The organism is Kitasatospora sp. NPDC094019 (assembly GCF_044764505.1).
Classification (GTDB): domain Bacteria; phylum Actinomycetota; class Actinomycetes; order Streptomycetales; family Streptomycetaceae; genus Kitasatospora.
This window is the reverse complement of the sequence record NZ_JBIWIF010000008.1, coordinates 83,856-106,163: the sequence shown is the minus strand read 5'-3', so window position 1 is coordinate 106,163 and position 22,308 is coordinate 83,856. Positions and strand designations below refer to the sequence as shown.

General features: G+C 75.9%; 24 protein-coding genes. 14 read left to right on the top strand and 10 right to left on the bottom strand.

Annotated features, from left to right (window positions below):
- Positions 1 to 81 precede the first annotated feature (81 nt).
- Genes ACIQ9P_RS19670 through ACIQ9P_RS19660 form a run of 3 tightly spaced genes read left to right on the top strand, consistent with a single transcriptional unit; the run spans position 82 to position 2,324 of the window.
- Complete coding sequence (locus ACIQ9P_RS19670; protein ID WP_402357242.1) at positions 82 to 612, top strand: hypothetical protein; 531 nt, start codon at positions 82 to 84, stop codon at positions 610 to 612.
- 10 nt (positions 613 to 622) lie between these two features.
- Positions 623 to 1,486 carry a futalosine hydrolase gene (locus ACIQ9P_RS19665; protein WP_402357239.1) on the top strand — a complete coding sequence of 288 codons (864 nt, stop codon included), beginning with the start codon at positions 623 to 625 and terminating at the stop codon, positions 1,484 to 1,486.
- Positions 1,479 to 2,324 carry a 1,4-dihydroxy-6-naphthoate synthase gene (locus tag ACIQ9P_RS19660; protein WP_199925875.1) on the top strand — a complete coding sequence of 282 codons (846 nt, stop codon included), beginning with the start codon at positions 1,479 to 1,481 and terminating at the stop codon, positions 2,322 to 2,324. The genes ACIQ9P_RS19665 and ACIQ9P_RS19660 overlap by 8 nt, the downstream gene beginning before the upstream one ends.
- Before the next feature lie 39 nt (positions 2,325 to 2,363).
- On the opposite strand, the gene ACIQ9P_RS19655 is transcribed toward ACIQ9P_RS19660, so the two are convergent.
- Positions 2,364 to 2,747 (bottom strand): cold-shock protein, encoded by a 384-nt coding sequence (locus ACIQ9P_RS19655; protein WP_030393600.1) that lies wholly within the window; start codon positions 2,745 to 2,747, stop codon positions 2,364 to 2,366.
- 501 nt (positions 2,748 to 3,248) lie between these two features.
- Here ACIQ9P_RS19655 and ACIQ9P_RS19650 point away from each other — a divergent pair.
- Entirely contained in the window at positions 3,249 to 3,521 is a 273-nt protein-coding gene (locus ACIQ9P_RS19650; protein ID WP_402357235.1) for a hypothetical protein, read from the top strand.
- A 52-nt stretch (positions 3,522 to 3,573) separates the two neighbouring features.
- Here the strand turns inward: ACIQ9P_RS19650 and ACIQ9P_RS19645 are convergent, their stop codons facing one another.
- A complete protein-coding gene (locus tag ACIQ9P_RS19645) occupies positions 3,574 to 4,203 on the bottom strand; it encodes an HAD family hydrolase (protein WP_402357233.1) in 630 nt (209 codons plus the stop codon).
- 168 nt (positions 4,204 to 4,371) lie between these two features.
- On the opposite strand from ACIQ9P_RS19645, the gene ACIQ9P_RS19640 reads away from it, so the two are divergent.
- The 4 genes from ACIQ9P_RS19640 to ACIQ9P_RS19625 all read left to right on the top strand — a co-directional run bounded on the left by ACIQ9P_RS19640 (position 4,372) and on the right by ACIQ9P_RS19625 (position 8,377).
- Positions 4,372 to 5,400 (top strand): FecCD family ABC transporter permease, encoded by a 1,029-nt coding sequence (locus ACIQ9P_RS19640; RefSeq protein ID WP_402357230.1) that lies wholly within the window; start codon positions 4,372 to 4,374, stop codon positions 5,398 to 5,400.
- Positions 5,397 to 6,443: a FecCD family ABC transporter permease gene (locus tag ACIQ9P_RS19635; RefSeq protein WP_402357227.1), complete on the top strand. Its 1,047-nt coding sequence runs from the start codon at positions 5,397 to 5,399 to the stop codon at positions 6,441 to 6,443. Before ACIQ9P_RS19640 ends, ACIQ9P_RS19635 begins: the two co-directional genes overlap by 4 nt.
- 15 nt (positions 6,444 to 6,458) lie before the next feature.
- Positions 6,459 to 7,301, top strand: coding sequence for an ABC transporter ATP-binding protein (locus tag ACIQ9P_RS19630; protein WP_402357224.1), 843 nt, complete (start codon positions 6,459 to 6,461; stop codon positions 7,299 to 7,301).
- Between the two features lie 86 nt (positions 7,302 to 7,387).
- Complete coding sequence (locus ACIQ9P_RS19625) at positions 7,388 to 8,377, top strand: ABC transporter substrate-binding protein (RefSeq protein WP_402357221.1); 990 nt, start codon at positions 7,388 to 7,390, stop codon at positions 8,375 to 8,377.
- Positions 8,378 to 8,463: 86 nt separating this feature from the next.
- Here the strand turns inward: ACIQ9P_RS19625 and ACIQ9P_RS19620 are convergent, their stop codons facing one another.
- The 3 genes from ACIQ9P_RS19620 to ACIQ9P_RS19610 form a co-directional block, all read right to left on the bottom strand.
- Positions 8,464 to 9,993: a protein kinase gene (locus ACIQ9P_RS19620; RefSeq protein WP_402357218.1), complete on the bottom strand. Its 1,530-nt coding sequence runs from the start codon at positions 9,991 to 9,993 to the stop codon at positions 8,464 to 8,466.
- Positions 9,994 to 10,472: 479 nt separating this feature from the next.
- Positions 10,473 to 11,744: a hypothetical protein gene (locus ACIQ9P_RS19615; RefSeq protein WP_402357215.1), complete on the bottom strand. Its 1,272-nt coding sequence runs from the start codon at positions 11,742 to 11,744 to the stop codon at positions 10,473 to 10,475.
- On the bottom strand, positions 11,741 to 12,592 hold the full coding sequence (locus ACIQ9P_RS19610; protein ID WP_402357993.1) for an RNA polymerase sigma factor: 852 nt from the start codon (positions 12,590 to 12,592) through the stop codon (positions 11,741 to 11,743). Before ACIQ9P_RS19610 ends, ACIQ9P_RS19615 begins: the two co-directional genes overlap by 4 nt.
- Before the next feature lie 296 nt (positions 12,593 to 12,888).
- Here ACIQ9P_RS19610 and ACIQ9P_RS19605 point away from each other — a divergent pair, with 296 nt between their 5' ends.
- The 4 genes from ACIQ9P_RS19605 (at position 12,889) to ACIQ9P_RS19590 (ending at position 16,270) form a co-directional block, all read left to right on the top strand.
- Complete coding sequence (locus tag ACIQ9P_RS19605; protein ID WP_402357212.1) at positions 12,889 to 13,581, top strand: hypothetical protein; 693 nt, start codon at positions 12,889 to 12,891, stop codon at positions 13,579 to 13,581.
- A 217-nt stretch (positions 13,582 to 13,798) separates the two neighbouring features.
- Positions 13,799 to 14,503 (top strand): VC0807 family protein, encoded by a 705-nt coding sequence (locus tag ACIQ9P_RS19600; protein WP_402357209.1) that lies wholly within the window; start codon positions 13,799 to 13,801, stop codon positions 14,501 to 14,503.
- A 162-nt stretch (positions 14,504 to 14,665) separates the two neighbouring features.
- A complete protein-coding gene (locus ACIQ9P_RS19595; RefSeq protein WP_402357206.1) occupies positions 14,666 to 15,406 on the top strand; it encodes a tyrosine-protein phosphatase in 741 nt (246 codons plus the stop codon).
- A 102-nt stretch (positions 15,407 to 15,508) separates the two neighbouring features.
- On the top strand, positions 15,509 to 16,270 hold the full coding sequence (locus ACIQ9P_RS19590) for a Clp protease N-terminal domain-containing protein (RefSeq protein ID WP_402357203.1): 762 nt from the start codon (positions 15,509 to 15,511) through the stop codon (positions 16,268 to 16,270).
- Positions 16,271 to 16,350: 80 nt separating this feature from the next.
- On the opposite strand, the gene ACIQ9P_RS19585 is transcribed toward ACIQ9P_RS19590, so the two are convergent.
- Positions 16,351 to 16,842, bottom strand: coding sequence for an NUDIX domain-containing protein (locus tag ACIQ9P_RS19585; protein WP_402357200.1), 492 nt, complete (start codon positions 16,840 to 16,842; stop codon positions 16,351 to 16,353).
- A 64-nt stretch (positions 16,843 to 16,906) separates the two neighbouring features.
- Positions 16,907 to 17,344 carry an SRPBCC domain-containing protein gene (locus tag ACIQ9P_RS19580; RefSeq protein ID WP_402357197.1) on the bottom strand — a complete coding sequence of 146 codons (438 nt, stop codon included), beginning with the start codon at positions 17,342 to 17,344 and terminating at the stop codon, positions 16,907 to 16,909.
- Between the two features lie 138 nt (positions 17,345 to 17,482).
- On the opposite strand from ACIQ9P_RS19580, the gene ACIQ9P_RS19575 reads away from it, so the two are divergent.
- Positions 17,483 to 17,887, top strand: a complete 405-nt coding sequence (locus tag ACIQ9P_RS19575; protein ID WP_402357194.1) for an STAS domain-containing protein — start codon at positions 17,483 to 17,485, stop codon at positions 17,885 to 17,887.
- On the opposite strand, the gene ACIQ9P_RS19570 is transcribed toward ACIQ9P_RS19575, so the two are convergent.
- The 3 genes from ACIQ9P_RS19570 to ACIQ9P_RS19560 form a co-directional block, all read right to left on the bottom strand.
- Positions 17,789 to 18,772 carry a sigma-70 family RNA polymerase sigma factor gene (locus tag ACIQ9P_RS19570; RefSeq protein WP_402357192.1) on the bottom strand — a complete coding sequence of 328 codons (984 nt, stop codon included), beginning with the start codon at positions 18,770 to 18,772 and terminating at the stop codon, positions 17,789 to 17,791. The two genes, ACIQ9P_RS19575 and ACIQ9P_RS19570, sit on opposite strands and share 99 nt — an antisense overlap.
- Positions 18,773 to 18,935: 163 nt before the next feature.
- Complete coding sequence (locus ACIQ9P_RS19565; protein ID WP_402357189.1) at positions 18,936 to 19,199, bottom strand: hypothetical protein; 264 nt, start codon at positions 19,197 to 19,199, stop codon at positions 18,936 to 18,938.
- Positions 19,200 to 19,345: 146 nt separating this feature from the next.
- Positions 19,346 to 19,612, bottom strand: a complete 267-nt coding sequence (locus tag ACIQ9P_RS19560; protein ID WP_030393619.1) for a UBP-type zinc finger domain-containing protein — start codon at positions 19,610 to 19,612, stop codon at positions 19,346 to 19,348.
- Between the two features lie 77 nt (positions 19,613 to 19,689).
- Here ACIQ9P_RS19560 and ACIQ9P_RS19555 point away from each other — a divergent pair, with 77 nt between their 5' ends.
- On the top strand, positions 19,690 to 22,281 hold the full coding sequence (locus ACIQ9P_RS19555) for a lysylphosphatidylglycerol synthase domain-containing protein (protein WP_402357186.1): 2,592 nt from the start codon (positions 19,690 to 19,692) through the stop codon (positions 22,279 to 22,281).
- The last annotated feature ends 27 nt before the right edge of the window (positions 22,282 to 22,308 follow it).

The following is a 22,308-nucleotide window of genomic DNA, read 5'->3' as shown; positions in this document are numbered from 1 at the left end:
CGCCCGGCCCGTGCCCGGGCACAACACGCGGTTGCCGACCCCCGCGTAGCGTGATCGCCAAAGCCCGGTAGCCTCTGACGCATGAGCCTCAGCACCCGCGTCATCGCCGGCCTCGGCGCCGTCGTCGTCATCGCCGCCGGCACGGTCGGCGGGTCCATCGCCTTCGCGTCCAGCCAGCACGAGATCAGCGACCACCGCGTCACGCTGGTGGTCGGCAACTCCTCCACGGTCAAGGACCCCTTCTGCTTCAACGAGGGCAAGCCGCTGACCGAGCAGCAGCAGGAGGAGTGCCAGGACAAGGCCGGCAAGGCTCTGGACGAGGGCACCCTCCCCAAGTCCGACGTCACCATGAGCGACCGCATCGGCGTCGGTGTCAGCCCCGACGTGGCCGACCGCGGCTGGTGGGCCAACACCAACGGCGGCGGGCAGGCGCAGGGCGGCCGGTTCATCCTGGCCACCGCGGCCAAGGACGCCACCTACTCGGGCTCGGTGTCGGCCAGCAAGGCGCTCAACGCCTCCGGCAAGACCCTGGTCACGGTCGTCGAGAGCGACCCGAAGCAGCCGGACGCGATCTACGGCGTGTGGTACTTCGAGCTGAACACCCAGGACTGACGGTCGACCGGTGACGGTACGACTTCCCGACGAGCGGTCGGGCCCCGCGCGGGCCCGGCTGCTCGTCGTCGTCGCGGTGCCGGCCGAGGCCGAGGCCGTGCTGCGCGGCCTCGGCGGCCCGGCCCGCCGGGTGCCGCTGCCCGGCGGCGCGCTGGACCGGGTCGCGCACCCCTCCGGTGCGACGGTCGACGTGCTGGCCGGCGGGGTCGGCCCGGGCGCCGCCGCGGCCGCCGCCGCGACCGCGCTCACCGCGTCCGCCGCCGACCGCTACGACCTGGTGGTCTCCGCCGGGATCGCGGGCGGGTTCGCCCCGCGGGCGCCGATCGGCAGCACCGTGGTCGCCGACGCGATCGTCGCCGCCGACCTGGGCGCCGAGACCCCGACGGGCTTCGCCGATGTGACCGAGCTGGGCTTCGGGACCGTCCGGCACACCCCGGAACCGGCCGTCGTGGCGCTGGTCGCCGAGGCCCTGCGCGCGGCCGGGACGGACACCCCGGCCACCGGCGCCGTGCTGACCGTCTCCACCGTGACCGGCAGCGCCGAACGCGCCGCCGCCCTGACCGCCCGCCACCCGGACGCGGTGGCCGAGGCGATGGAGGGCTTCGGGGTCGCCGAGGCCGCCGCCCGGCACGGGGTGCCGGCGTTCGAGCTGCGCACCGTCTCCAACGCGGTGGGCCCGCGCGACCGGTCCGGCTGGCGGATCGGCGAGGCCCTCGGCGCGCTGGAGCGGGCCTTCGCCGCCCTGCCCTACCCGGCCCTGCCCCGCCAGAACCCGCCGGACCAGAGCTCGTCGGGCCAGAACCCGCCGGACCACAAGTCGCCGGACCGGACCTCGCCGGCCCCGCCCCGCCCGAAGGAGGCCGGCCGTGGCTGAACGGCTGAGCATCGCGTACTCGCCCTGTCCCAACGACACCTTCGTCTTCCACGCCTGGTCGCACGGCCTGGTCCCGGGCGCGGACGCCCCCGAGGTCACCTTCGCCGACATCGACGTCACCAACGGCCTGGCCGAGCGCGGCGAGCTGGACGTCCTCAAGGTCAGCTACGCCGCCCTGCCCTGGGTGCTGGACGAGTACACGCTGCTGCCCTGCGGCGGGGCGCTCGGGCGCGGCTGCGGCCCGCTGGTGCTCACCCGCCCGGACAGCGGGGACGACCTGAGCGGCAAGACCGTCGCCGTCCCCTCCGAGCGGTCCACCGCCTACCTGCTGTTCCGGCTGTGGGCGGCGAAGGCGGTACCGGGCGGACTGGGCCGGATCGTGGTGCTGCCGTTCCACGAGATCATGCCCGCCGTGCGGGACGGCCGGGTGGACGCCGGTCTGGTCATCCACGAGGCCCGGTTCACCTACCGGAACTACGGTCTGCGCAGCCTGGCCGACATGGGCGAGGCGTGGGAGCGGGAGACCGGTCTGCCGATCCCGCTCGGCGCCATCATCGCCCGGCGCTCGCTCGGCGCGGAGCGGCTGCGGGCGCTCACCGAGGCGATCCGCGCCTCCGTCCGACAGGCGTGGGACGACCCGGAGGCCAGCCGCCGGTACGTGCTGGAGCACGCCCAGGAGATGGACCCGGACGTCGCCGACCAGCACATCGCGCTCTACGTCAACGAGTTCACCGCGGAGCTCGGCGAGGAGGGGCACGCGGCCGTCCGCGCGCTGCTCACCCGGGCCGCCGCGGAGGGCCTGGTCCCTCCGCTCGGCCCGGGCGCGCTGGACTTCTGAGCGCCCGCCCGTCCGGCCGTCGACGGCCGGACGGCGGACTCACACGTCGAACTGCTCGGCGACCGCGCGCAGCAGGACGGCGAGCTTCTGCCCGGCCGGCTTGGCCGGGTAGCGGCCGTGCTGGAGCCCGGGCAGCACCGCGTCCATCATCGTGATGAGGTCCTGCACGAGCGCCGCCATGTCGTCCGGGCTCTTGCGCTGGGCGGCGGCCACCGACGGCAGCGCCTCCAGCAGCTGGACCTGCATCGCCTGGTCGCCGCGGTGTCCGGCGACCACGCCGAACTCGACCCGCTGCCCCGGCTTGAGCGACGTGATTCCGGCGGGCAGCGCCTTGGTGTGGACGAAGACATCGCCGCCGTCGTCGCGCGACAGGAAGCCGAAGCCCTTCGTCTCGTTGAACCACTTGACCTGGCCGGTGGGCATCTCGAACAGTCCTCGATGTGGGTATGAGGGATCCCGGCCCTGGCCGGGGATCGCTGGGTGGTGGGAGAGCGTGCCGACCCTGGGGGACGCGCCCTGCGGGGCGCGCACGATCAGCACACTGTAAGGAGCAGACTAACGGTCTGTCACTGTCTCATCCGCGTTCCGCGAAAGTTCCGTACGGAGCTCCGACGGCCGCGCGCGACCCGGAATCGGCATGACCCGGACGCGACTCGACGCTGTCCACTGGCTCACACCTCCGGTCGGAGAGAACGGGGCGCACTGATCGCACCCCTCGGCACAGCCTGCATACCCCCGCCCAGCAGGGATCAAAACTCCCAGCGCCCGGAAAACTGCGCAACGTGACGGGACCGCTCGCCCGCGAAGGGTTCCGGTACCGCCCGGTCGGCACCTCGGCCGCCCGCGCCCCGGCCGGCTCTGCGAGACTGGGACGGCCGCCGGAACAGCCGCCGCGGCGAACCCCGCCGCAGAGGAGAGAACCCCGTGAGCAGCGCGAGCAGCGTCAGCGGCCGGAGCGCCGACCGGGGCGACGGCCGGAGCGACGCCTACGTCAAGGCCGGCACGATCGTCTTCGGGCTCGGCGCGCTCGCCACGCTCGTGACCTTCGTGCCGCTGTTCCTGCACCTGACGCCGCTGCCGACGGCCGCCTACTGGCTGAGCATGCTGATGCCGCTCGGCTTCCTGCTGGCGCTGACCGGTCTGCTGCTGTCCGCGCGCGCCCAGCGGCGCCGGGTCCGCGCCGCCGCCGGCGCCTGACGCCCCCCGCCCGGCGCACCCGCCGGGCGGCCGGCGGCCGCCGACGCGCGCCTCAGCGGGTGGCCAGATGCCCGTCGAGCCAGGCCGGGAAGGCCGTGAGGTCGGGCAGCACCACGTCCGCGCCGGCCGCCAGCAGCTCCTCGGCGCCGTACGGACCGGTCGCCACCCCCACCGCCACCGCGTCCGCGTGCCTGGCGCCCCGGATGTCGCCGAGGTGGTCGCCGACGTAGACGGTGGCGCCGTGCTCGCGCAGGGCCACGCCCTTGGTCTCCGCCCACAGGTCGCCGACCAGCGCGTCCGCGCGCAGACCGGCGTGCTCCAGGTGGAGCCGGGCGTTCGGCTCGTACTTGCCGGTGATGACCGCGACCCGGCCGCCGTGCGCGCGGACCGCGTCCAGCGCGGCGTGGGCGCCCGGCAGGGCGACCGTCGGCGCGAAGGCGTGGTCCCGGTAGAGGGTGCGGTAGCGGTGGGCGACCGCGTCCAGCTCCTCGGCCGGGAACCAGTTGCGCAGCTCGTCGAGCAGCGGCGGCCCGAGCCGGGTGACCACCAGGTCGGCGTCGATGACGGTGCCGGTCTCGGCGGACAGTGCCAGATAGGTGGCCCGGATCCCGGGGCGGGTGTCGAGCAGCGTCATGTCGAGGTCGAAACCCACGGTCAGCGGGACGTCCGAGGTCACAGGCATGCCGTCAGGCTACCCAACCGGTCCGGCCGGGCATCCGCCCGGCCCGGCCGGTGCCGGGCGGATCCGGGGCCGGTGCCGGGCGGATCCGGGGCCGGTGCCGGGCGGGGGGATTTGCCCCGGCTTCGACGCGGAACTTAGGTTTGCCTGAGCTATCTGCGAGAGAGAGCCATGACCGACACCACCGCACCCGGAAGAGCCCGGCTGCTGCGCCGCCGAATACTGTGGCTCGCCGCCGCGCTGGCCCTGCTGGCCGGTGCGGTGCTGCTGAGCCTGGCGGTCGGCAGCCGCACCGTCCCGTTCGGCGACACCGTCGACGCCCTGCTGCACGGCGGGGACAGCGCCAACGCCGTGGTGATCCGCGAACTGCGGCTGCCGCGCACGATCGTCGGCCTCGCGGTCGGCGCGGCGCTCGGCCTGGCCGGCACCGTCATGCAGGGCATCACCCGCAATCCGATCGCCGACCCCGGCATCCTCGGCGTCAGCCAGGGCGCGGCGGCCGGCGTGGTGGTGGCGATCTCCGTGTTCGGGGTCTCCACGCTCACCGGCTACGTCTGGTTCGGCTTCGCCGGCGCGGTGCTCGCCACCGTCCTGGTGTACGGCCTGGCCGGGCGCGGCCGGGGCGGGACGGCGCCGGTCAAGCTGGCGCTGGCCGGCGCGGCGATCTCCGCGTTCATCGCCTCCCTCAACACCCTGGTGCTCACCACCGACGCGGCCGCCATGGACCAGTTCCGGTTCTGGCACGTCGGCTCGCTCTCCGGGCGGGACGCGGACGTCGCCCGGCAGCTGCTGCCGTTCCTGGCCGTCGGCACGGTGCTGGTGCTCTCGGTGGCGCGCGGGCTGGACGCGCTGGCGCTCGGCGACGACACCGCCAAGGGCCTCGGCGCCCGGACCGGACCGGTCCGGGCGGTCGGCGCGCTCGGGGCCACCGTGCTGACCGGGTCGGCGGTCGCCGCGGCCGGGCCGGTCGCCTTCGTCGGACTGGCCGTGCCGCACGCGGCGCGCGCGGTGGCCGGTGCCGACCACCGCTGGGTACTGGCCCTCTCCGCCGTGCTCGGCCCCGCGCTGCTGCTGCTCGCCGACACGCTCGGCCGGGTGCTGTTCCCGCCCTCCGAGGTGCCGGCCGGAGTGATGACCGCCCTGGTCGGCGTCCCGGTACTGGTCGCGCTGGTCCGGCGGCGGAAGGTGGTGGCGGCATGAGCACCGTCGTCCTGCGCGGCTACACCGTGCTGCGGGCCGGCCCGGCCTCCTTCCTGCTGCACCGGCGCTCGGTGTTCGCCGCGCTCGGCCTGCTGGTCGCGCTGGCCGCCACCGTCGTCGCCTCGCTCTGCCTGGGCGAGTCCACCGTCGCGCCCGGCGAGGTGCTGAAGGTGGTGCTCGGGCAGCCGAGCCCGCACGAGTTGGTGGTCGGCGAGTTCCGGCTGCCCCGGGTGGTGGTCGGACTGCTGGCCGGCACCGCGCTCGGGCTGGCCGGGGCGCTGATCCAGACCGTCGCCCGCAATCCGCTGGCCAGCCCGGACGTGGTCGGCGTCTCCTGGGGCGCCACCGCCACCGTGGTCGGCCTGCTGGCGTACGGGGTGGTCGGTTCCACCGGCCAGGTGCCGTACGCGGCCGTCGCGGGCGGGCTGGCGGCCGGGCTGCTGGTGTACCTGCTGGCCTGGCGGCGCGGGCTGCACGCCCAGCGCTTCGTGCTGATCGGCATCGGCGTCTCGGTCGCGCTCTCCTCGCTGACCTCGGTGTTCCTGACCAAGGGCGACGGCTTCCAGGCGCAGGCCGCCAAGGTGTGGATGACCGGCAGCCTGAACGGCTCCGGGTACGACCAGGCCGGCTGGCTCTCCTGGGTGCTGCTGGCCGCCGTGCCGGTGGCGCTGTGGGCGGCGCGGGCCCGGCGCTCGATCTCCTTCGACGACGCCACCGCCGTCGGCCTGGGGCTGCGACTGGACCGGATCCGGCTCGGCATGGCCCTGCTCGGCGTGGTGCTCGCCTCCTGCGCGGCGGGCGCCGCCGGGCCGGTGGACTTCGTGGCGCTGATGGCCCCGCAGATCGCCGTGCGACTGGCCCGGTCGGCGCAGGTCCCGCTGTTCTGCTCGGCGCTCACCGGCGCGCTGGTCGTGGTGCTCGCCGACCTGCTGGCCCGCCGACTGCTGGCGCCCGTCGAGCTGCCGGTCGGCGTGGTGACCGGACTGGTCGGCGCGCCGTACCTGATGTGGCTGCTGATCCGCTCCCGTCGAGGAGGTTCCTGAGTCGTGGAGGTCCCGATGCTGCCCGACACCGAGTCCGCCGGTCCCGTGAAGCGGGTGTCCCACCGCCTGGAGGCGCGGGACCTGACCCTCGCCTACGAGGCCCGCACCGTCGCCGAGGGGCTCGATCTGCGGATCCCGGACGGCCGGGTGACGGTGATCGTCGGCCCGAACGCCTGCGGCAAGTCCACCCTGCTGCGCGCGCTGGGGCGGCTGCTGAAGCCGGCCCGGGGCGCGGTGCTGCTGGACGGCGAGGAGCTGGCCCGCGTCCCCACCAAGCGGATCGCCCGGCGGATCGGGCTGCTGCCGCAGTCGCCCTCCGCCCCCGAGGGCATCGCGGTCGCCGACCTGGTGTCCCGCGGCCGCCAGCCGCACCAGAGCTGGTGGCAGCAGTGGTCGGCGGAGGACGAGGCCGCGGTCGCCGAGGCGCTGGAGCGCACCTCGACCGCCGAGCTGGCCGAACGCGGCGTGGACGAGCTGTCCGGCGGGCAGCGGCAGCGGGTCTGGATCGCCATGGCGCTCGCCCAGGGCACGGACATCCTGCTGCTCGACGAGCCGACCACCTTCCTGGACATCGCGCACCAGGTGGAGGTGCTGGACCTGGTCCGGCGGCTGAACGTGGAACGCGGACGGACGGTCGTCGCGGTGCTGCACGACCTCAACCAGGCGGCCCGGTACGCCGACCACCTGGTGGCGATGAAGGACGGGCGGATCGTCGCCCAGGGTCCGCCGGCCGAGGTGGTCACGGCGGAGCTGGTGCGCGAGGTGTTCGGGCTGGAGTCGGTGGTGGTGCCGGACCCCGTGACCGGCACGCCGCTGGTGGTCCCGGGCGCGCCATGGGCGGCCACCGTGGACGCATAGCCACGTTTTACGCACCAATTCGGACATAATCGACGCGCTGCCGTGCCTTCCACCCGTCCGCGCCGTCCGAGCCGCCCGAGGTGCCGATGTCCCCGCTCACCCGCCGCACCCTGCTGACCGCGCTGCTCGGCGGGCTCGGGGGCGCCGCCCTCACCGGCTGCACCGACCGGCCCGCCGCACCCCCGCCGATGGACCTCGCGGCGGCCGCCGAGGCGCCCTCCCCCACCTCGCAGCCGAGCGTCACCGTGGTCACCGCCACCGGCCCGGTCACCGTGCCCGGGGCACCCGCGCGGGTCGTCGTCCTGGACACCGCCGAGCTGGACTCCGCGCTCACCCTCGGCATCACGCCGGTCGGCGCGGCCCGGGCGGCGGCGGACCGGACCCTGCCCGACTACTGGCCCGCCTCCCGGCTCGCCCCGATCGCGGTCGTCGGGCCGATCGGCGACCCGGACCTCGCCGCCGTCCGCGCGCTGCGGCCCGACCTCATCCTGTCCAACCAGTCCCGGGACGGCGGCCGCTACGACGAACTGCGGGCGATCGCCCCGACCGTCCTCACCGCCACCACCGGCGCGCCCTGGAAGGCCAATCTGCAGACCCACGCCGAGGCGCTCGGCCGACAGGACGCCGCGGCCGCGTTCATGGCCTCGTACCAGCGGCACGTCAACCAGGTGACGGCCGCCCTCGGGAACGCCAGGGCGGGCGGACGGAAGGTCAGCCTGGTCCGCTTCGTCGAGGGCGGCGGGATCCGGCTCTACGCACGGCAGAGCTTCCCCGGCTCGGTCCTCACCGATGTCGGCCTCCCCCGGCCGGACTCCCAGAACGTCGACCGGCCCGACCTGGAGCTCCCGCCGGACCAGCTCGCCAGGGCCGACGGCGACCTGCTCCTCTACGCCGGCTACGGCGACCCGGAGCGCAACGGCCTCACCGCCACCCTCGCGAGCCCCGGCTGGCAGGCCCTGGAGGCCGTCAAGGCCCACCGCGCCTTCCCCGTCGACGACCAGCTGTGGTTCCAGGGCATCGGCTGCACCGGCGCCAACTACCTGCTCGACGAGCTCCAGCGCTTCCTCGGCGCCTGATCCGCCCTACCCGACCTGCCGCCCTACCCGACCCGACCTGACCCGACCGGCCCGTTCGCCCGGGCCGCGCCTCCCGTGGGCGGAGGTCAGTCGTCCTGGTCGGCGGTGGCGTTGAGCGAGGTGATGAGGGACGACAGGCGGGAGTTCCAGCTCTGGTAGGTCGGGCCCTCGATCGCGTGGCGCCTGGCGAGGTCGCGGACGGCGCGCTGGGCGCTCTTCAGCTTGTTCGCGGCGTCGTCGGGGCGGCCCTCGTTGAGACGGGCGGTGGCCTCGTCGAGGGTGCGGAGCAGCTCGATCTGGCGGGCCCGGTCCTTCTCCATCTGAGTCTGCGCGATGCTCTGGCGCAGGGCGTTGATCTGCACCAGCGGGGCCTGGTTGTGCGGCGGCTGGGTGGTCGGGGCGGCCGAGGGGGTGGTGGCCGTCGGCGTCGGGGTCGGCGTCGGGGTCGGGGTGGGCGTCGGGGTGGGCGTCGGGGTGACCGGCGCGGTCGTGGTGGGCCTGGTGGACGGCGTGGCGGCGGGAGTGGACGGGTCGTCGAAGGCGGTGAGGGCGAGCATCGCCGCACCGGCCACGCCGGCCAGGCCCAGGGCCCCGAGCACGATCGGCCGGCGGCGGCTCTCCCGCACCGGCCCGGCCTCCGGGAACGGACCGGCGGCCGGGATCGGCGCCATCACCGACGTGGCCGCCGGCGGTACCGGCTGCGACGGCAGCAGGGTGGTGTGCCGCTGGTCGGCCGGCGGCGGCGCGGTCCGGGGGAAGGCCCCGGCGAGCAACTCGGTGGTCGGGTCGACGGGCACCAGCCCCGGGACGCAGGCCAGCAGTTCGGCCCGCGCGGCGGCGGCGTCGGCGGGGCGCTCGGCCGGGTGCTTGGCGAGCAGCCGCAGCACCGCCGCGTCCAGGGCGGGCGGCAGGCCCGGCCGCCGGACCGAGGGCGGCAGCGGCAGCTCACCGACGTGCTTGTAGGCGATCGCCACCGGGGTCTCGGCCGTGAACGGCGGTGCGCCGGTGAGCATCTCGGTGAGCACGCAGCCGACCGCGTACAGGTCGGTGCGGCCGTCCAGCGGGCTCGCGGTGGCCTGCTCCGGCGACAGGTAGGCGGCGGTGCCGAGCACCGAGGCGGTCTGGGTGAGGTTGTGCGAGGAGCCCGCGCGGGCGATACCGAAGTCCACCACCTTCACCCCGCCGTCGTGGGTGATCATGATGTTGCCGGGCTTGATGTCCCGGTGCACCAGGCCCGCCGCGTGCGCGTGCGCCAGCCCCTCGCAGACCGCCGCCGCGATCCCGACCGCCTGCTCGACCGGCAACCCCGGGTGCTGGGCCAGCAGCACGGCCAGCGACCGGCCCTGTACCAGCTCCATCACGATGTACGGCGAACCCTGGTCCAGGCCGGAGTCGAAGACCATGGCGATCCTCGGGTGGACCAGCATCGCGGCGTGCTGCGCCTCCCGGCCGAAGCGCTCGGCGAACCTCGGGTCGTCGGCGAGGCCCCCGTTGAGGACCTTGACGGCCACCTGACGGCCCAGCACGTGGTCGACCCCGCGCCAGACGGTGGCCATGCCGCCGACGCCGAGTATCTCGACGAGCTCGTACCGCCCGTTCAGCGCGCGTCCGATCACCTGGCACCGCTCCCCTCGGAGGCCCTGCCCGGGGTCCCGGACCGCCTCGTGCACGTGTGCACGATAGCCCCCGGGGGTGACCGGCCCGTCCGCCGACGGCCCACCGCGGGAAAGGGTGGCGGCCGGGGAACCGGGCAGCGGATCCCCGACCGCCGGCTCGTGGTCGTACCCGGTGGAGGGGCACGGTCGGTGCGGTTCGGCGGGTCGAGCGGGTGCCGGCCCGCCCTGACTGCGGGCGGGCGGGCCGGCGGGTCCGGCCCGTCCGGACCGGCGGCGCGTTCCGGGGTGCGCCGGCCGGTCCGTTCGGGCCGGCCGGGCGGACGGTGGGCACGGGGGGGCCGACCGGCCACCCGGGGTCCGGGTGGAGCGGGTACTGCGGTCACTGCGGTGGTGCGGGTCCTGCGGTGGTGCGGGGTGGAGCGGTCCGGATGAGCGACGGGCCCGGGGGGATTCGCCCGCCGCTCATCCGGAGTTCTGGGTCACCGCCGGTCGCCCGGGGTGCGGTCGGGTCGTGCCGTGCGGTTCGGCCCCGGCCCTCCGGGCGGGTCCGCGGCGGGCGGGGCGGTGGCGGTCCTCGGCGTACGGCCGGGGCCGTCACCGGCGTTGCCGCCGGTCCCCGGGGAGACGCCCGGACGGGAGCCCGGGCCGCTGCCACCGGCCGCGGTCCCGGCGTCACCGCCCTGGTTGTTCCCGCCCTGACTGCTACCGCCCTGGCTGTCCCCGCCGCCAGGACCGGAGCCACCGCCGGACCGCCCGGAGCCGGAGCCGGAGCCGCTGCCCGGCCGGGAGGCCCCGGTGCCGGAGCCCTGACCGGAGCCGCCCGGACCGGAGGAACCCTGCCCGGAACCGCCCTGCTGGTCGTCGTCGCCCGCGCCGCGCAGGGCCCGCGCGCAGTAGTCCGCCACCTTGTCCGACCCGCCGGCCGCCGCGACCAGCGCGCCGAACTGCGGATCGGCGACCAGCAGCCTCGGGCGCTCGCCCTTGCCCGCCCGGTCGGCGAACACCTTGCACAGGGCGGCGTGGACAGCGGGGTTCGCCGGAGCCCGGCCCTCCCCCGCGGTGCGCCCGGGCGTCTCCCTGGGCCGGTTCTCCGGTCCGGACGGATCGGCGGCGGTCGGCTGCGCCCCGGCCGGGGAGCCGGGGGCGGTGCCGGGACGGGACGCCGCGCCGCCGCTCGCGCCACCGGTCGGACCCGGGGTGCCGGACAGCGGGGCCGCCGGCCGGGCGGTGGGTGGGTCGGACGGCTTCGCCGCGGTGCCCGACGGAACGGAGGTGACCGGGGCGACCACGCCCCGGTGCGGCTGGTCCGAGCCACCGCCCAGCGGCACCGGAAGATTGCCCGTGCCGGCCGCGACCGCGACCCCGCCGAGCGCCGTGGCACCGAGCACGACGACAGCGGCCTTCGTACTGAAGGCCCTGGTCAGCGTGGCGGTGGCCATCGAACGTCTCCGGACGGGTGCGGGTGCGGCGGGTACTGCTGCGGCGGACGCGGGACGAGCCTCCCGGAACGCGGCCAGGGCCGCCTCCTCCCCGGCCAGTTCGCCCCCCGTCGCCGGCGCCGCGGCGGCGGCGAGCACACGGGCGACCCGGTCTCCCGGCCCGGCGTCGGTCCGGGCGGACCCCGTGCGCCCGGTGCTGCCGTCCGGGCCGGTGAGCGAGGCGTCCGGTCCGGCCGACGGGCCGCCCGCGGCACCCGCGAGCAGCTGCTCGGCGGTACCTCGGTCGATCCGACGGGGTCGGTTGGTGCTCATCTCATGTCCTTCAGCGTCGCGGCCCGGCGTTCTGTCACACCCTGGGGAGAACTTTTTCTCGCGGATCTTCCACGGCCCTGCCGCACGGTCCCGCTGCCCGCCGGACCGTCGTCGGGGACCGGCCGCGAGGCCGGGAGGCCGGCGCCGGCCGCACCGCCGCCCCGGCCGGTCGGGAAGGACTGCTCCAGCAGTTCGGCGAGCCGCTTCAACCCCCGGTGCGCGGCCATCCGGACGCTGCCGGAGCGCTTGCCGAGGACCTGGGCCGCGCTGTTCGCGTCCAGCTCCATCACCACCCGGAGCAGCACCGCCTCGGCCTGGTCGCGGGGCAGCCGGGAGATCAGCGCCAGCGCGTCCGAGGTGCCGACCGAGGCCAGGGCCGCACCGGCCGTGTCGTCCCCGCCGGCCAGCTCGGCTAGGTACTCGAACGGCAGGTCGGCGACCGGTCGGCGGCGGCGGGCCCGCAGGTGGTCCAGGGCCCGGTTGCGGGCGACGGTCGCCGCCCAGCCGCGGAAGCCGTCCCCGTCCCCGGTGAAGGAGCCCAGGTCGCGGGCGATCTGGAGCCAGGTCTCGGAGGCGATGTCCTCGGCGTCCTGGGCGTCCTCGGGCCGGCCGCCGACCAGGACCCGCAGGTAGCGGAGCAGACCCGGCTGCACACTGCGGAAGAGGAGTCGGAAGGCGTCCTCGTCCCCGCCCTGCGCGGCCCGGACGGCCTCGGTCAGATCGACGGGGGCGGGGGCCTCGCGCGCGGGCGGGCCGGGGGGCGGGCCTGACGTCGTGACCGGTCCGGACCGGCCGACGGGGCTGTCGGTGCCCGCTCCGGGGCGTTCTGCACTCTGCACGCGCCACATCATGCGCCATCCGGGCGAACGCCCCGGCCCGGTGGGCCCGACCGTTACCCGGCCCGGCGGGCGGGCGCCACCGGGGCGGAGACGGGGCCCGGCGGGCGGGCGCCACCGGGCCCTTGGGCAATCCGGGCGCGGGGCGAAGGTCCCGCGGCCTGCTGGCCTTCGCCCACGGCCGCGCGGCCGCCGTCCCGCCTACGTTGGAGCGGAACGATCCGTTCCGGCCGCTGCCGCCCGCGCCCCGCCCCTCCCGCGCCCCGGGTACCGCCGAACGCTGTCTGCACCGACCCCCGGGAACCCCCATGACCACCGCCCGCGAGTTCCACGAGCGCGGCCTGCGCGACCACCTCGCGCCCGCGCTCCGGCTCCTGGGCCTCACCGGCGGGCGGAACACCTTCGCCCTCCCCGACCCGACCCACTGGGCCATGGTCGGCGTGGTCGAGCGGCACTCCGACGCACGGATCCGCTACACCTTCGAGCTGAGCCTGGTCAGCCGCGCCGACTGGTCCGCCGCCGCCTTCCACGGCCCGCGCCCCGACCCGCGCGCCGTCTACGGCATCGAGTCCTGGCGGTCCCGGATCGGCGCGCTGCTGCCGGTCGGCGAGGACGTCTGGTGGGAGGTGCTGCCCGGCCCGCGCTGGCAGGTCGCGCTGGACGACTCGGTGGCCGCCGTCCGCCACTACGGGCTGCCCGAGCTGCGCCGCCGGCTCGAACGGGAGCGCGGCGGCGCCGGCGGCGAGACCTATCTCTCCGCCGACGAGCTGGAGCAGGTCAACACCGGGCTGCTGGCCGTCCCGGTGGCCCGGATCCAGCGCGCGGAGCTGGTCGGCCCGGTACTGGTGCTGACCGGTGCCTGGACCCGGTCGGACGCGGCCGCGCTCACGGTGCTGCGCGGCGTCGCCCAGGGGTTCCTCTCCGCCGGGGACGAGCGCTTCGCCGCCGTCCACTGCGCGGACACGCTGGGCCGCCCGCTCTGGGACTTCGAGCGCCCCTGACGGCCGGTCGTCCCGGATCCGACACCCGGTCAACTCGTCCGGCCGTCCTGCGCCTTCGCAGGTCGGAGGCACCGTCATGGTGCGCACCGTGACAGCTGTCACGCGGATCCCGCAACGGACGGCACTGCTGGCGAAGGGGTCCTGCTCGGAAGACTGGAGGCACGACGGAACGGGCAACGGCCCGCCGACCGAGCAGCCAGTCCGGGAAGGATCCACCATGAGCCAGATCACCGCCGCAGGCACCACCACCGCAGGCACCACCAGCGGGGCCGTCACCGCCAAGGCCCCGCACCCGCTCGCCAAGTCGCTCCGCCCGCTCGCCGTCGACATCGCCGGCCCGCTCGCCGCCTACTACCTCCTCCACTCCGGCCTCGGCGCGAGCGAGTTCGCCGCTCTCGCCTGGAGCAGCGTGTTCCCGGTCGCCCGGACCGTGCTCGGCCTGGCCAAGGACCGGACGCTGAACCGCTTCGCCGCCCTGATGCTCGGGGTGAACCTGGTCGGCCTGGTGCTCACCGCCGTCAGCGGCGACGCCCGGCTGATGCTCGCCAAGGAGTCCGTGCTCAGCGGCTTCATGGCGCTGGCGATCCTCGGCTCCGCGCTGACCGCGCAACCGCTGATGTCCGCCGCGCTGCGGCCCTTCCTCACCAAGGGCGAGGCGGCCCGGGAGGCCGCCTGGGACCGGCTCACCGCCGGCTCGCGGCCGTTCCGCCGCTACGAGCGGCTGTTCTCCGCGGTCTGGGGCTCGGCCCTGCTCGCCGAGTGCGTGGCCCGGGTCGTCGGCGCCTTCACCCTGCCGGTGGCGACCATGGCGTGGCTGTCCACCGTGCTGCTGATCGCCGGGATCGCCGCCGGTTCGGTGCTCGGCCAGGCCGCCGCGCAGCCGATGGAGAAGCTGGTCCGCGCCGAGGCCGCCGCCGTCTGAGCGGGCCCCGGCGCCGACAGACCACGGCCGGAGCGACTTCGGACCGCTGCCGGACCGTCACACCCTGATCATCGGACGATCCGAGGAACCATCCCGCTCCACCGGTAGTCCACATCACGAGGGGGTAACGGGACCCCGTCGTCGAGGAGAACGGGGAACCTGATGAACCGGGCAGACGCGAGCACCACCGCCACCGAGGACCGCACGCTCGTCTGGGACGGCTGCCTCAACGTCCGCGACCTGGGCGGACTCCCGACCGCCACCGGCGCCCGCACCACCCGCCGGGCGATCACCCGGGCCGACAACCTCGACCGCCTCACCGCCGAGGGCTGGGACGCCCTGCTCGACCACGGCGTGCGCACCGTGGTCGACCTGCGCAACATCGAGGAGTACAAGCCGCTCCTCCCGCTCCCCCCGGGCGTCGAACTGATCCGCGTCCCGCTGGACGAGCTCGCGGGCCCCGTCTGGTGGCGGACGTACGGCCACCTCGACGGCACCCCGCTCGCCCTGCGCCCCTACCTGGACCACTGCCCGCACGCCGCCGCCGAGCTGATCGCGACGATCGCCGGCGCCCGCCCCGGCGGACTGGTCGTGCACTGCGGCGCCGGCCGCGACCGGACCGGCCTCGCCGCCCTGCTGCTGCTCGCCCTCGCCGAGGTCGAGCCCGCCGAGATCGTCGCCGACTACCTGCTCAGCGCCGCCAACGTCCGCCCCCTGTACGGCATGCTCGGCCTCCCGGACCAGTACCGGCGGATCGACGCCGTGCTCGCCGAGGCCGGCACCACCGCCGAGGCCGCCGTGCACGCCACCCTCGCCGACCTCGACCCGGCCGCCCGGCTGTCCGCCGCCGGCGTCTCCGCCGCCGATCTCGCGGCCGTCCGCGGCCGGCTGCTGACGCCCTGAGGGCACCCCCGACAGTCGGCGCCACGACCCTCGGATCCACCAACTCCGCCCATCGTCAACCGACGGTTGACACTCGGGAATCGACAACCTACGGTTGACGATATGGAGAATCCGATCGTCCCCAAGACCACTCCGCTGCGCCTCGACGACCTGATCGACGCGATCAAGAAGCTCCACCCGGGCGCGCTCGAACAGCTCTCGGACGCCGTCATCGCGGCCGACCATCTCGGTGAGCTCGCGGACCACCTGATCGGCCACTTCGTCGACCAGGCCCGCCGCTCCGGCGCCTCCTGGACCGACATCGGCCGCAGCATGGGCGTCAGCAAGCAGGCCGCCCAGAAGCGCTTCGTTCCCAAGGACCCGGCCACCCCCAACGACCTCGACCCCAGCCAGGGCTTCGGCCGGTTCACCGACCGGGCCCGGCACGTGGTGATGGCCTCGCAGGAGGAGGCCCGCCGGGCCGGCAACGCCGAGATCGGGGCCGAGCACCTGCTGCTCGGCCTGCTGGTCGAGCCCGACGGCCTGGCCGCGCGGGCGCTCGTCGCCCAGGGCGTCGGCGCGGAGGCGCTGCGGGCCGCCGCGACGGCGGCGCTGCCCGCGCCGGCCGCCGAGGTGCCGGCGCTGATCCCGTACGACGCCCAGGGGAAGAAGGCGCTGGAACTGACCTTCCGGGAGGCGCTGAAGCTCGGCCACAACTACGTCGGCACCGAGCACATCCTGCTCGCCCTGCTGGAGCTGGAGAACGGCGCCGGGGTGCTGGACGACCTCGGGGTGCGGAAGGAGGGGATCGAGGAGTTCGTCGTCGAGGTCCTCGCCGCGTTCCTCGCACCGGGCACCGACGGCGCCGACGCCGGGCAGGGCTGACCGGACCGCCCCGGGGGCCGCGGGACGGGCGCGCCCCCGGGGCACGGTCGGGGCCGCAGGCGCGGGTTCGAAGACCCGCCCTAGAAGCCCGACACGTGCGTGGTCACGATCCGCGCCCGGCCGTCGGCCTTCGCCTCCAGTGCCGCGCGCAGCCGCAACGACCGTGCCGGACCCAGGAGTTCGAACGCCTCCTGGTCCTCGACCCAGCGGTGTTCGTCGAGTTCGCCGGCCGGAACGGTCACGGGGGTGCCGTCCGGGACGCTGCCGAAGTCGAAGAGGAAGTGCTCGGCCGGGTGGTCGAGTTCGTCCGACGGGTGGGTCCAGGAGATGGCCAGCAGATCGCCGGCCTCGCGGACGATGCCGGTCTCCTCCAGCAGCTCCCGGGCGGCGCACTCGGCCGGGCCCTCCCCGAGGTCGATCGTCCCGCCCGGGAACTGCCAGTGCTCCCGGTAGCCGGCCTTCACCAGCAGGAGACGCCCGGACGCGTCCCGCAGGACGCACCCCGCCGCCGCGTAGATCCGCGGCAACGAGGCCAACCACTCTTCACGGGACTTCAACGGCTCGACCGGCACGGCGGGCCCTCCTCGGGCTCGGGGACGATGTCCGCCCCACTCTGCCAGCCGGGCCCGGCCGGCCTCAGCGACGGGCCGCGAGGTGCTCGACCAGGCGGTCGAAGCTGGAGTTGTGGCCGGCCTCGGCCTCCGGGCCCAGGTACATCGCCGGAACGTTCTCCTGCTCCATCCGCACCTCGGTCCGACCGTCGCCGAGATCGGTCAGGATGATCCGGCCGGTCAGGCCGACACCCTCCTCGACGAACTCCAGCAGCTCGCCCTCGCGGACCGCCGTGAACCGGCCGCGCACCGGGTAGCGGTCGCCGGTGGCCTCCAGCACCATCGTGCTGTCGAAGCGCCCGCCCACCTCCGGCTCGATGGTCACGGTGTCCAGCGGGACGCTGGTGCCGACCGGGCCCCAGAAACGGACGAACTGCTCGGGCTCGACGTACGCCCGGAACACCTCGGCCGGAGCGGCCGGCAGCTCGCGGACGACGGTCAGGGTGCCGAGGTTCTCGGTCATGGTGGTGGTTCCCTCTGTTCGGTGCGACGCGGCCCGGTGCCGCGCTTCTCACAGAGTTGGACCGGGAGTCCGGGCGAAACTCATCGCTCCCCGGCGAAATTTTCCGGAGAACTTTCCGGAGAAGTTTCCGGCGGGCCGATGAGCCTCGCCCGCCGGACCGGTCTCCCCTGGGTGAAGACCGAGACCCGCGCCTCCGCCACCCGTCCGCTGATCTGTGACCTGGGCGCGCTGACCGCCCCCGACCTGGCCGTGGTCGACGCCCTGGCCCGGCTGCGGCGCGCCGCGGCCCGGCACGGCGTGCGCCTCGTCCTGCGCAACGCCGACGGCCCGCTGCGCGAACTGCTCGCGTTCAGCGGGCTGGCCGCCGTCCTGCTCGTCGAACCGGACGACGAGAAGGACGAGGACGACGAGCAGGACGACGAGCAGGACCGCCGGGAGGGGCCGCTACCGCTCCCCCGCCTCCAGCCGGGGCGGCAGGCCGAACAGCGGGAAGAGCACCTCGGTGTCGAGGAAGTTGGTGACCCCGGTGATCCGGCCCGCTGACACCTCCAGCACGATCAGCGCCCACGGCTCGTGCCCGCCCTCCGGACTCGGCCGGTACTGCCCGAAGGCCGGACTGCCGTTGGCCACCAGCGGCACCAGCCGGGAGCCCCGGCAGCCGCACCCGGGGCCGAGCATCCACTCCCGGATGTCCGCGTGCCCGGTCAGCCAGAGCGCGAACGGCGGCATGTTGAGCGTGACGTCCTCGTGCAGCAGCTCGGCCAGGCCGTCCATGTCGTACGCCTCGAAGGCGGCGACGTACCGGGCCAGCAGGGCCCGGTGGTCCTCGTCCAGGGTCGGGGCCGGGCGGCTCGCGGCGGGGTCGGCGGCGAGCGCGGCCCGGGCCCGCTGGAGCGCGCTGTTCACCGAGGCGACGGTGACGCCCAGCAGTTCGGCGACCTCGTTGGCCCGCCAGCCGAGCACCTCGCGCAGGATCAGCACCGCCCGCTGCCGGGGCGCCAGCCGCTGGAGCGCGGCGACGAAGGCCAGCCGCACCGATTCGCGCTGCGCGGCCACCTCGGCCGGGTCGGCCGTCTCGGGCAGCACCCGGCCGTCCGGGGCCGGCCCGAGCCAGGCGATCTCGGGCAGTCGGGCGTCGGTCGCGGTGGCCACGGTGGACGGACCCGCCAGGTCCATCGGCCGGGCCCGGGCGTTGCGGCCGTTCAGCGCGTCCAGACAGACGTTGGTGGCGATCCGGTAGAGCCAGGAGCGCAGCGCGGCGCGGCCCTCGAAGCCGCGGTGCCCGCGCCAGGCCCGGACCATGGTGTCCTGCACCGCGTCCTCGGCCTCGAACACCGAGCCGAGCATGCGGTAGCAGTACCCGGTCAACTCCGTCCGGTAGCGCTCCAGCTGGAGCTCGACCGGCTCCTCCGTCATCAGCTCGGCCATCGCCCGTGCCCCGTTCGCCCGCGGTCGTCGATCGCCCCGAACGTACCGCAGGCCACCGACAGCACCGCCGCGCGCCCCGGCCCGGGCCTGATCGTGCGTCATGAGGACGGCCGGGGCGCACGGCGCCCCGGGGCACGGGTCCGGTCCGGGGCGCGGGTCCGGTTCAGTGCGCGCTGTGCTTCTCGGCCCCGCGGTGGCGGTGACCCTTGAGTTCGGCGTGGTGCGCGGGCGCGGAGTGCGGCACGGCGGTCGCGGAGTCCCGCCCGCCGTGCCGGAAGGCCGCGCTCGCCGCCCCGGCGGTGGCCCGCGTGGCAGCGGCCGGGCGCGGCGGGAGCGTGATCGGCATCGTGGCCATCCCCCTGCGCGCCAGCAGCTCCTGGGTGCCGCGGCGGAGCTTGTGGGGGCTTCCCGCTGTCGGCTTGGTCATCGTCGGCCTCCCTTCGGCGGCCGCCGGCCGGACAGGCGCCGACCGAGGGCCGTACGGGCGTTATGTCCAGATCTGTCGGGAGTTACACCTCAACCCACGGGCACCGGAACGTCAACCCGGACGGGACCGCCGAACCGGCCGGCACGTCACCCCATGAGCTCGTGGACGTAGCACCAGCGCCAGTCCTCCCCCTGCTCGTAGGAGCGGATCACCGGATGGGAACTGTTGTGGAAGTGCGCGGTGGCATGCCGCTGCGGCGAGAAGTCGCAGCAGCCGATCCGGCCGCAGTCCAGGCAGAGCCGCAGATGCACCCAGTCCCGGCGCCCCTGCGCCAGGCAGTCGGCGCAGCCGTCCAGGGGCGGCAGTGGCGCGAGGTCCCGGGGTGCGGCGGCGAGGTCTTCGCAGGCGCTCATGGGACGCAGGGTAGTGACGACGGGGCCTCTCCGCTCCCCGGGACACGCGGCCGGGGGCTCGTGGGAGCATGCCATCCGTGGGGGATGCGACGGCGAGGGCGACAGACGGCAGGACCGGCGGCAGGAGCGGCGACACGGTCGAGGACGCGGAGGAGAGCGCCGCGGGCGGCCCGTCCGGAGCCGCCCCGCCCCCGCCCGGCCCCCCGGGCATCGCCGCCACCGGCCGGGTCCGGCAGCCGGCCGCGCTGATCCGGCTGCTCGCGGGGCTCGCCGTGATCGCCCTGACCCTGCTGTCGGCCGACTACGCCCGCGCCACCACCAACGGCCTCGCCGAGGACGTCGGCGGCGCCGCCGCCCTGCTCCCGCACCCCCTGGGCGGCGTCGCCACCGGCCTCACCACCGCCGCCCTGCTGCTGCTGCTGCCCGGCTGCTCGGCCGCCCGCCGACTCCTCGCCCCCGGGACCGACCGGCGGCACGTCCTCCAGCAGCTCGCCGACGGCGTGCTGGCCGCCGTCCTGGCGTACGGCGTCACCCTCCTGGCCGCCCTGTGGATCGACGGTCCCGCGCCGTTCTCCCTGGTCTCCGCCCTGACCCGGCCACTGCCCGGCGTCCCGCTCGCCCACACCGAGCCCGTCTACGGCTACCTGGCGCCCGTCCTGGCCTTCCTCACCGCCTCCGCGACCCGCGAACGCCGGGTGCCGTGGGCCGTCCTCACCCTGTCCGCGCTGGCCGGGATCGCCACCGGGGCGGCCACCCCCACCGCGCTGCTGCTCGGCGTGCTGATCGGCTGGACGGCCGCCCACGGCACCCGCTGGGCCGTCGGCACCCCGGACCCCCGCCCCCGGCCCGGACAGCTCCTGCACAGCCTGCGCGAGGCCGGCCTGCACCCGGTCTCCGTCACCCCGGACGGCCCGGACCGCTACCTGGTCCGCCAGCGCGGCGACCGTCCCGACCTGGACGTCCAACTGCTCGACCGGCAGGCGGTCACCGCCGCCCTGGTGCAGCGGGCCTGGCGCCGGCTGCGGCTGCGCACCGCCCCGCACCCGCGCGCGCTGCGCTCGCTGCGCACCGGCCTGGAGCACGAGGCCCTGGTCTCCTACGCGGCCGTCGCCGCCGGCGTCCGCACCCGCCCGGTCGCCGCCACCGCCGAACTCGGCCGGGACGCCGCCCTGGTCGCCTACCGGCGGCTGCCCGGCCGCACCCTGGACGAGCTCGCCGACGAGGAGGTCACCGACGCGCTGCTCGCCGACGCCTGGGGCCAGCTGGCGCTGCTCCAGCGGCGCGCCATCGCGCACCGCGCGCTGGTGCCGTCGGCGCTGCTGGTCGACCCGGCGGGGGCGGTGCACCTGGTGGGGCTCGCGGACGGGGACATCGCGGCCGGGGAACTGGTGCTGCTCAGCGACATCGCCCAACTGCTCACCACGCTCGCCCTGCGCACCGGGGCCGAGCGCTCGGTGCGCGCGGCCGTGTCGGTGCTCGGCCCGGACGCGGTCGCCGCCGCCCTGCCGCTGCTCCAGCCCATCGCGCTGGCCCGCGGCACCCGGGAGGCGCTCAAGCGGGCCGCCCGGCGCGACGGGGCCGCGGCCGCGCCCCGGGTGCCCGCGCAGCGCACCGGCCCGGCGGCACCCGCCACCGCGCCCGCCGCCGCGGGCCCCGCCGCGGGCCCCGACCTGCTGGACCGGATCCGCGCCGAGGTGCTCTGCAGCCACCCGCAGGCGCCGGTCCGGCCGGTCCGGCTGGAGCGGCTGCGCCCCCGCACCCTGCTCGCCGTCGTCGGCGGCGTGGTGGCCGGGTGGCTGCTGCTGCCGCAGCTGTTCGCCACCGAGCAGAACCCGATCGCGACCCTCGGCGACGCCGACCCGTTCTGGCTCGGCCTGGCCGTACTGGCCGCGGCCGCCGGCCATGTCGCGGGGGCGATGGGCTTCGTCGGCTTCGTCCCGGAGCGGCTGGACTTCCGCAACGCCGTGCTCGCCCAGCTGGCCGGGTCCTTCGTCAAGCTGGTCTCCCCCGGCGGCGTCGGCGGCGTGGCGCTGAACACCCGCTTCCTCCAGCGGGCCGGCATCCCCACCGCGCAGGCCCTGTCCAGTGTCGGCGCGGGCCAGCTGCTCGGCCTGGTCCTGCACCTGCTCCAGCTCGGCGCGTTCGTCTACCTGACCGGGGTCGAACCGGGGAACTCCGAGCTGGACGCCCTGCCGGCCGTGGTCGGCGGCCTCATGGCGGCCGGCGTCCTGCTGGCCGCGGTGTCCGCGGTACCGCCGGCCCGGCGCTGGCTGGCCGCCCGGCTGCGCCCGCTGACCGCCGAGGTCCTGCCCCGGCTGGTGGAGCTGCTGCGCAATCCGGGGCGGCTGGCGGTCGGCTTCACCGGGCAGTTGCTGGTGTCGCTGACGCTGATCGCCTGCCTGTACTGCTGCGCCCGGGCGGTCGGGCGGGAACCGGCCTTCGCCTCGGTCGGGGTGGTGTTCCTGGTCGGCAACGCGGCCGGGAACGCGGCTCCGACCCCCGGCGGGGCGGGCTTCGTGGACACCGCGCTGGTGGGCCTGCTGAAGCTGTTCACGGACGACGGCGGGGCGCTGGCCGCCGTCGCGCTGTTCCGGCTGCTCACTTTCGTCCTGCCGGTGCTTCCCGGCTGGGCGGCGTTCACCTGGCTCCAGCGCCGCGGGGCGCTGTAGGCGTCCTCGTTCCCCGGGAGCGGTCCG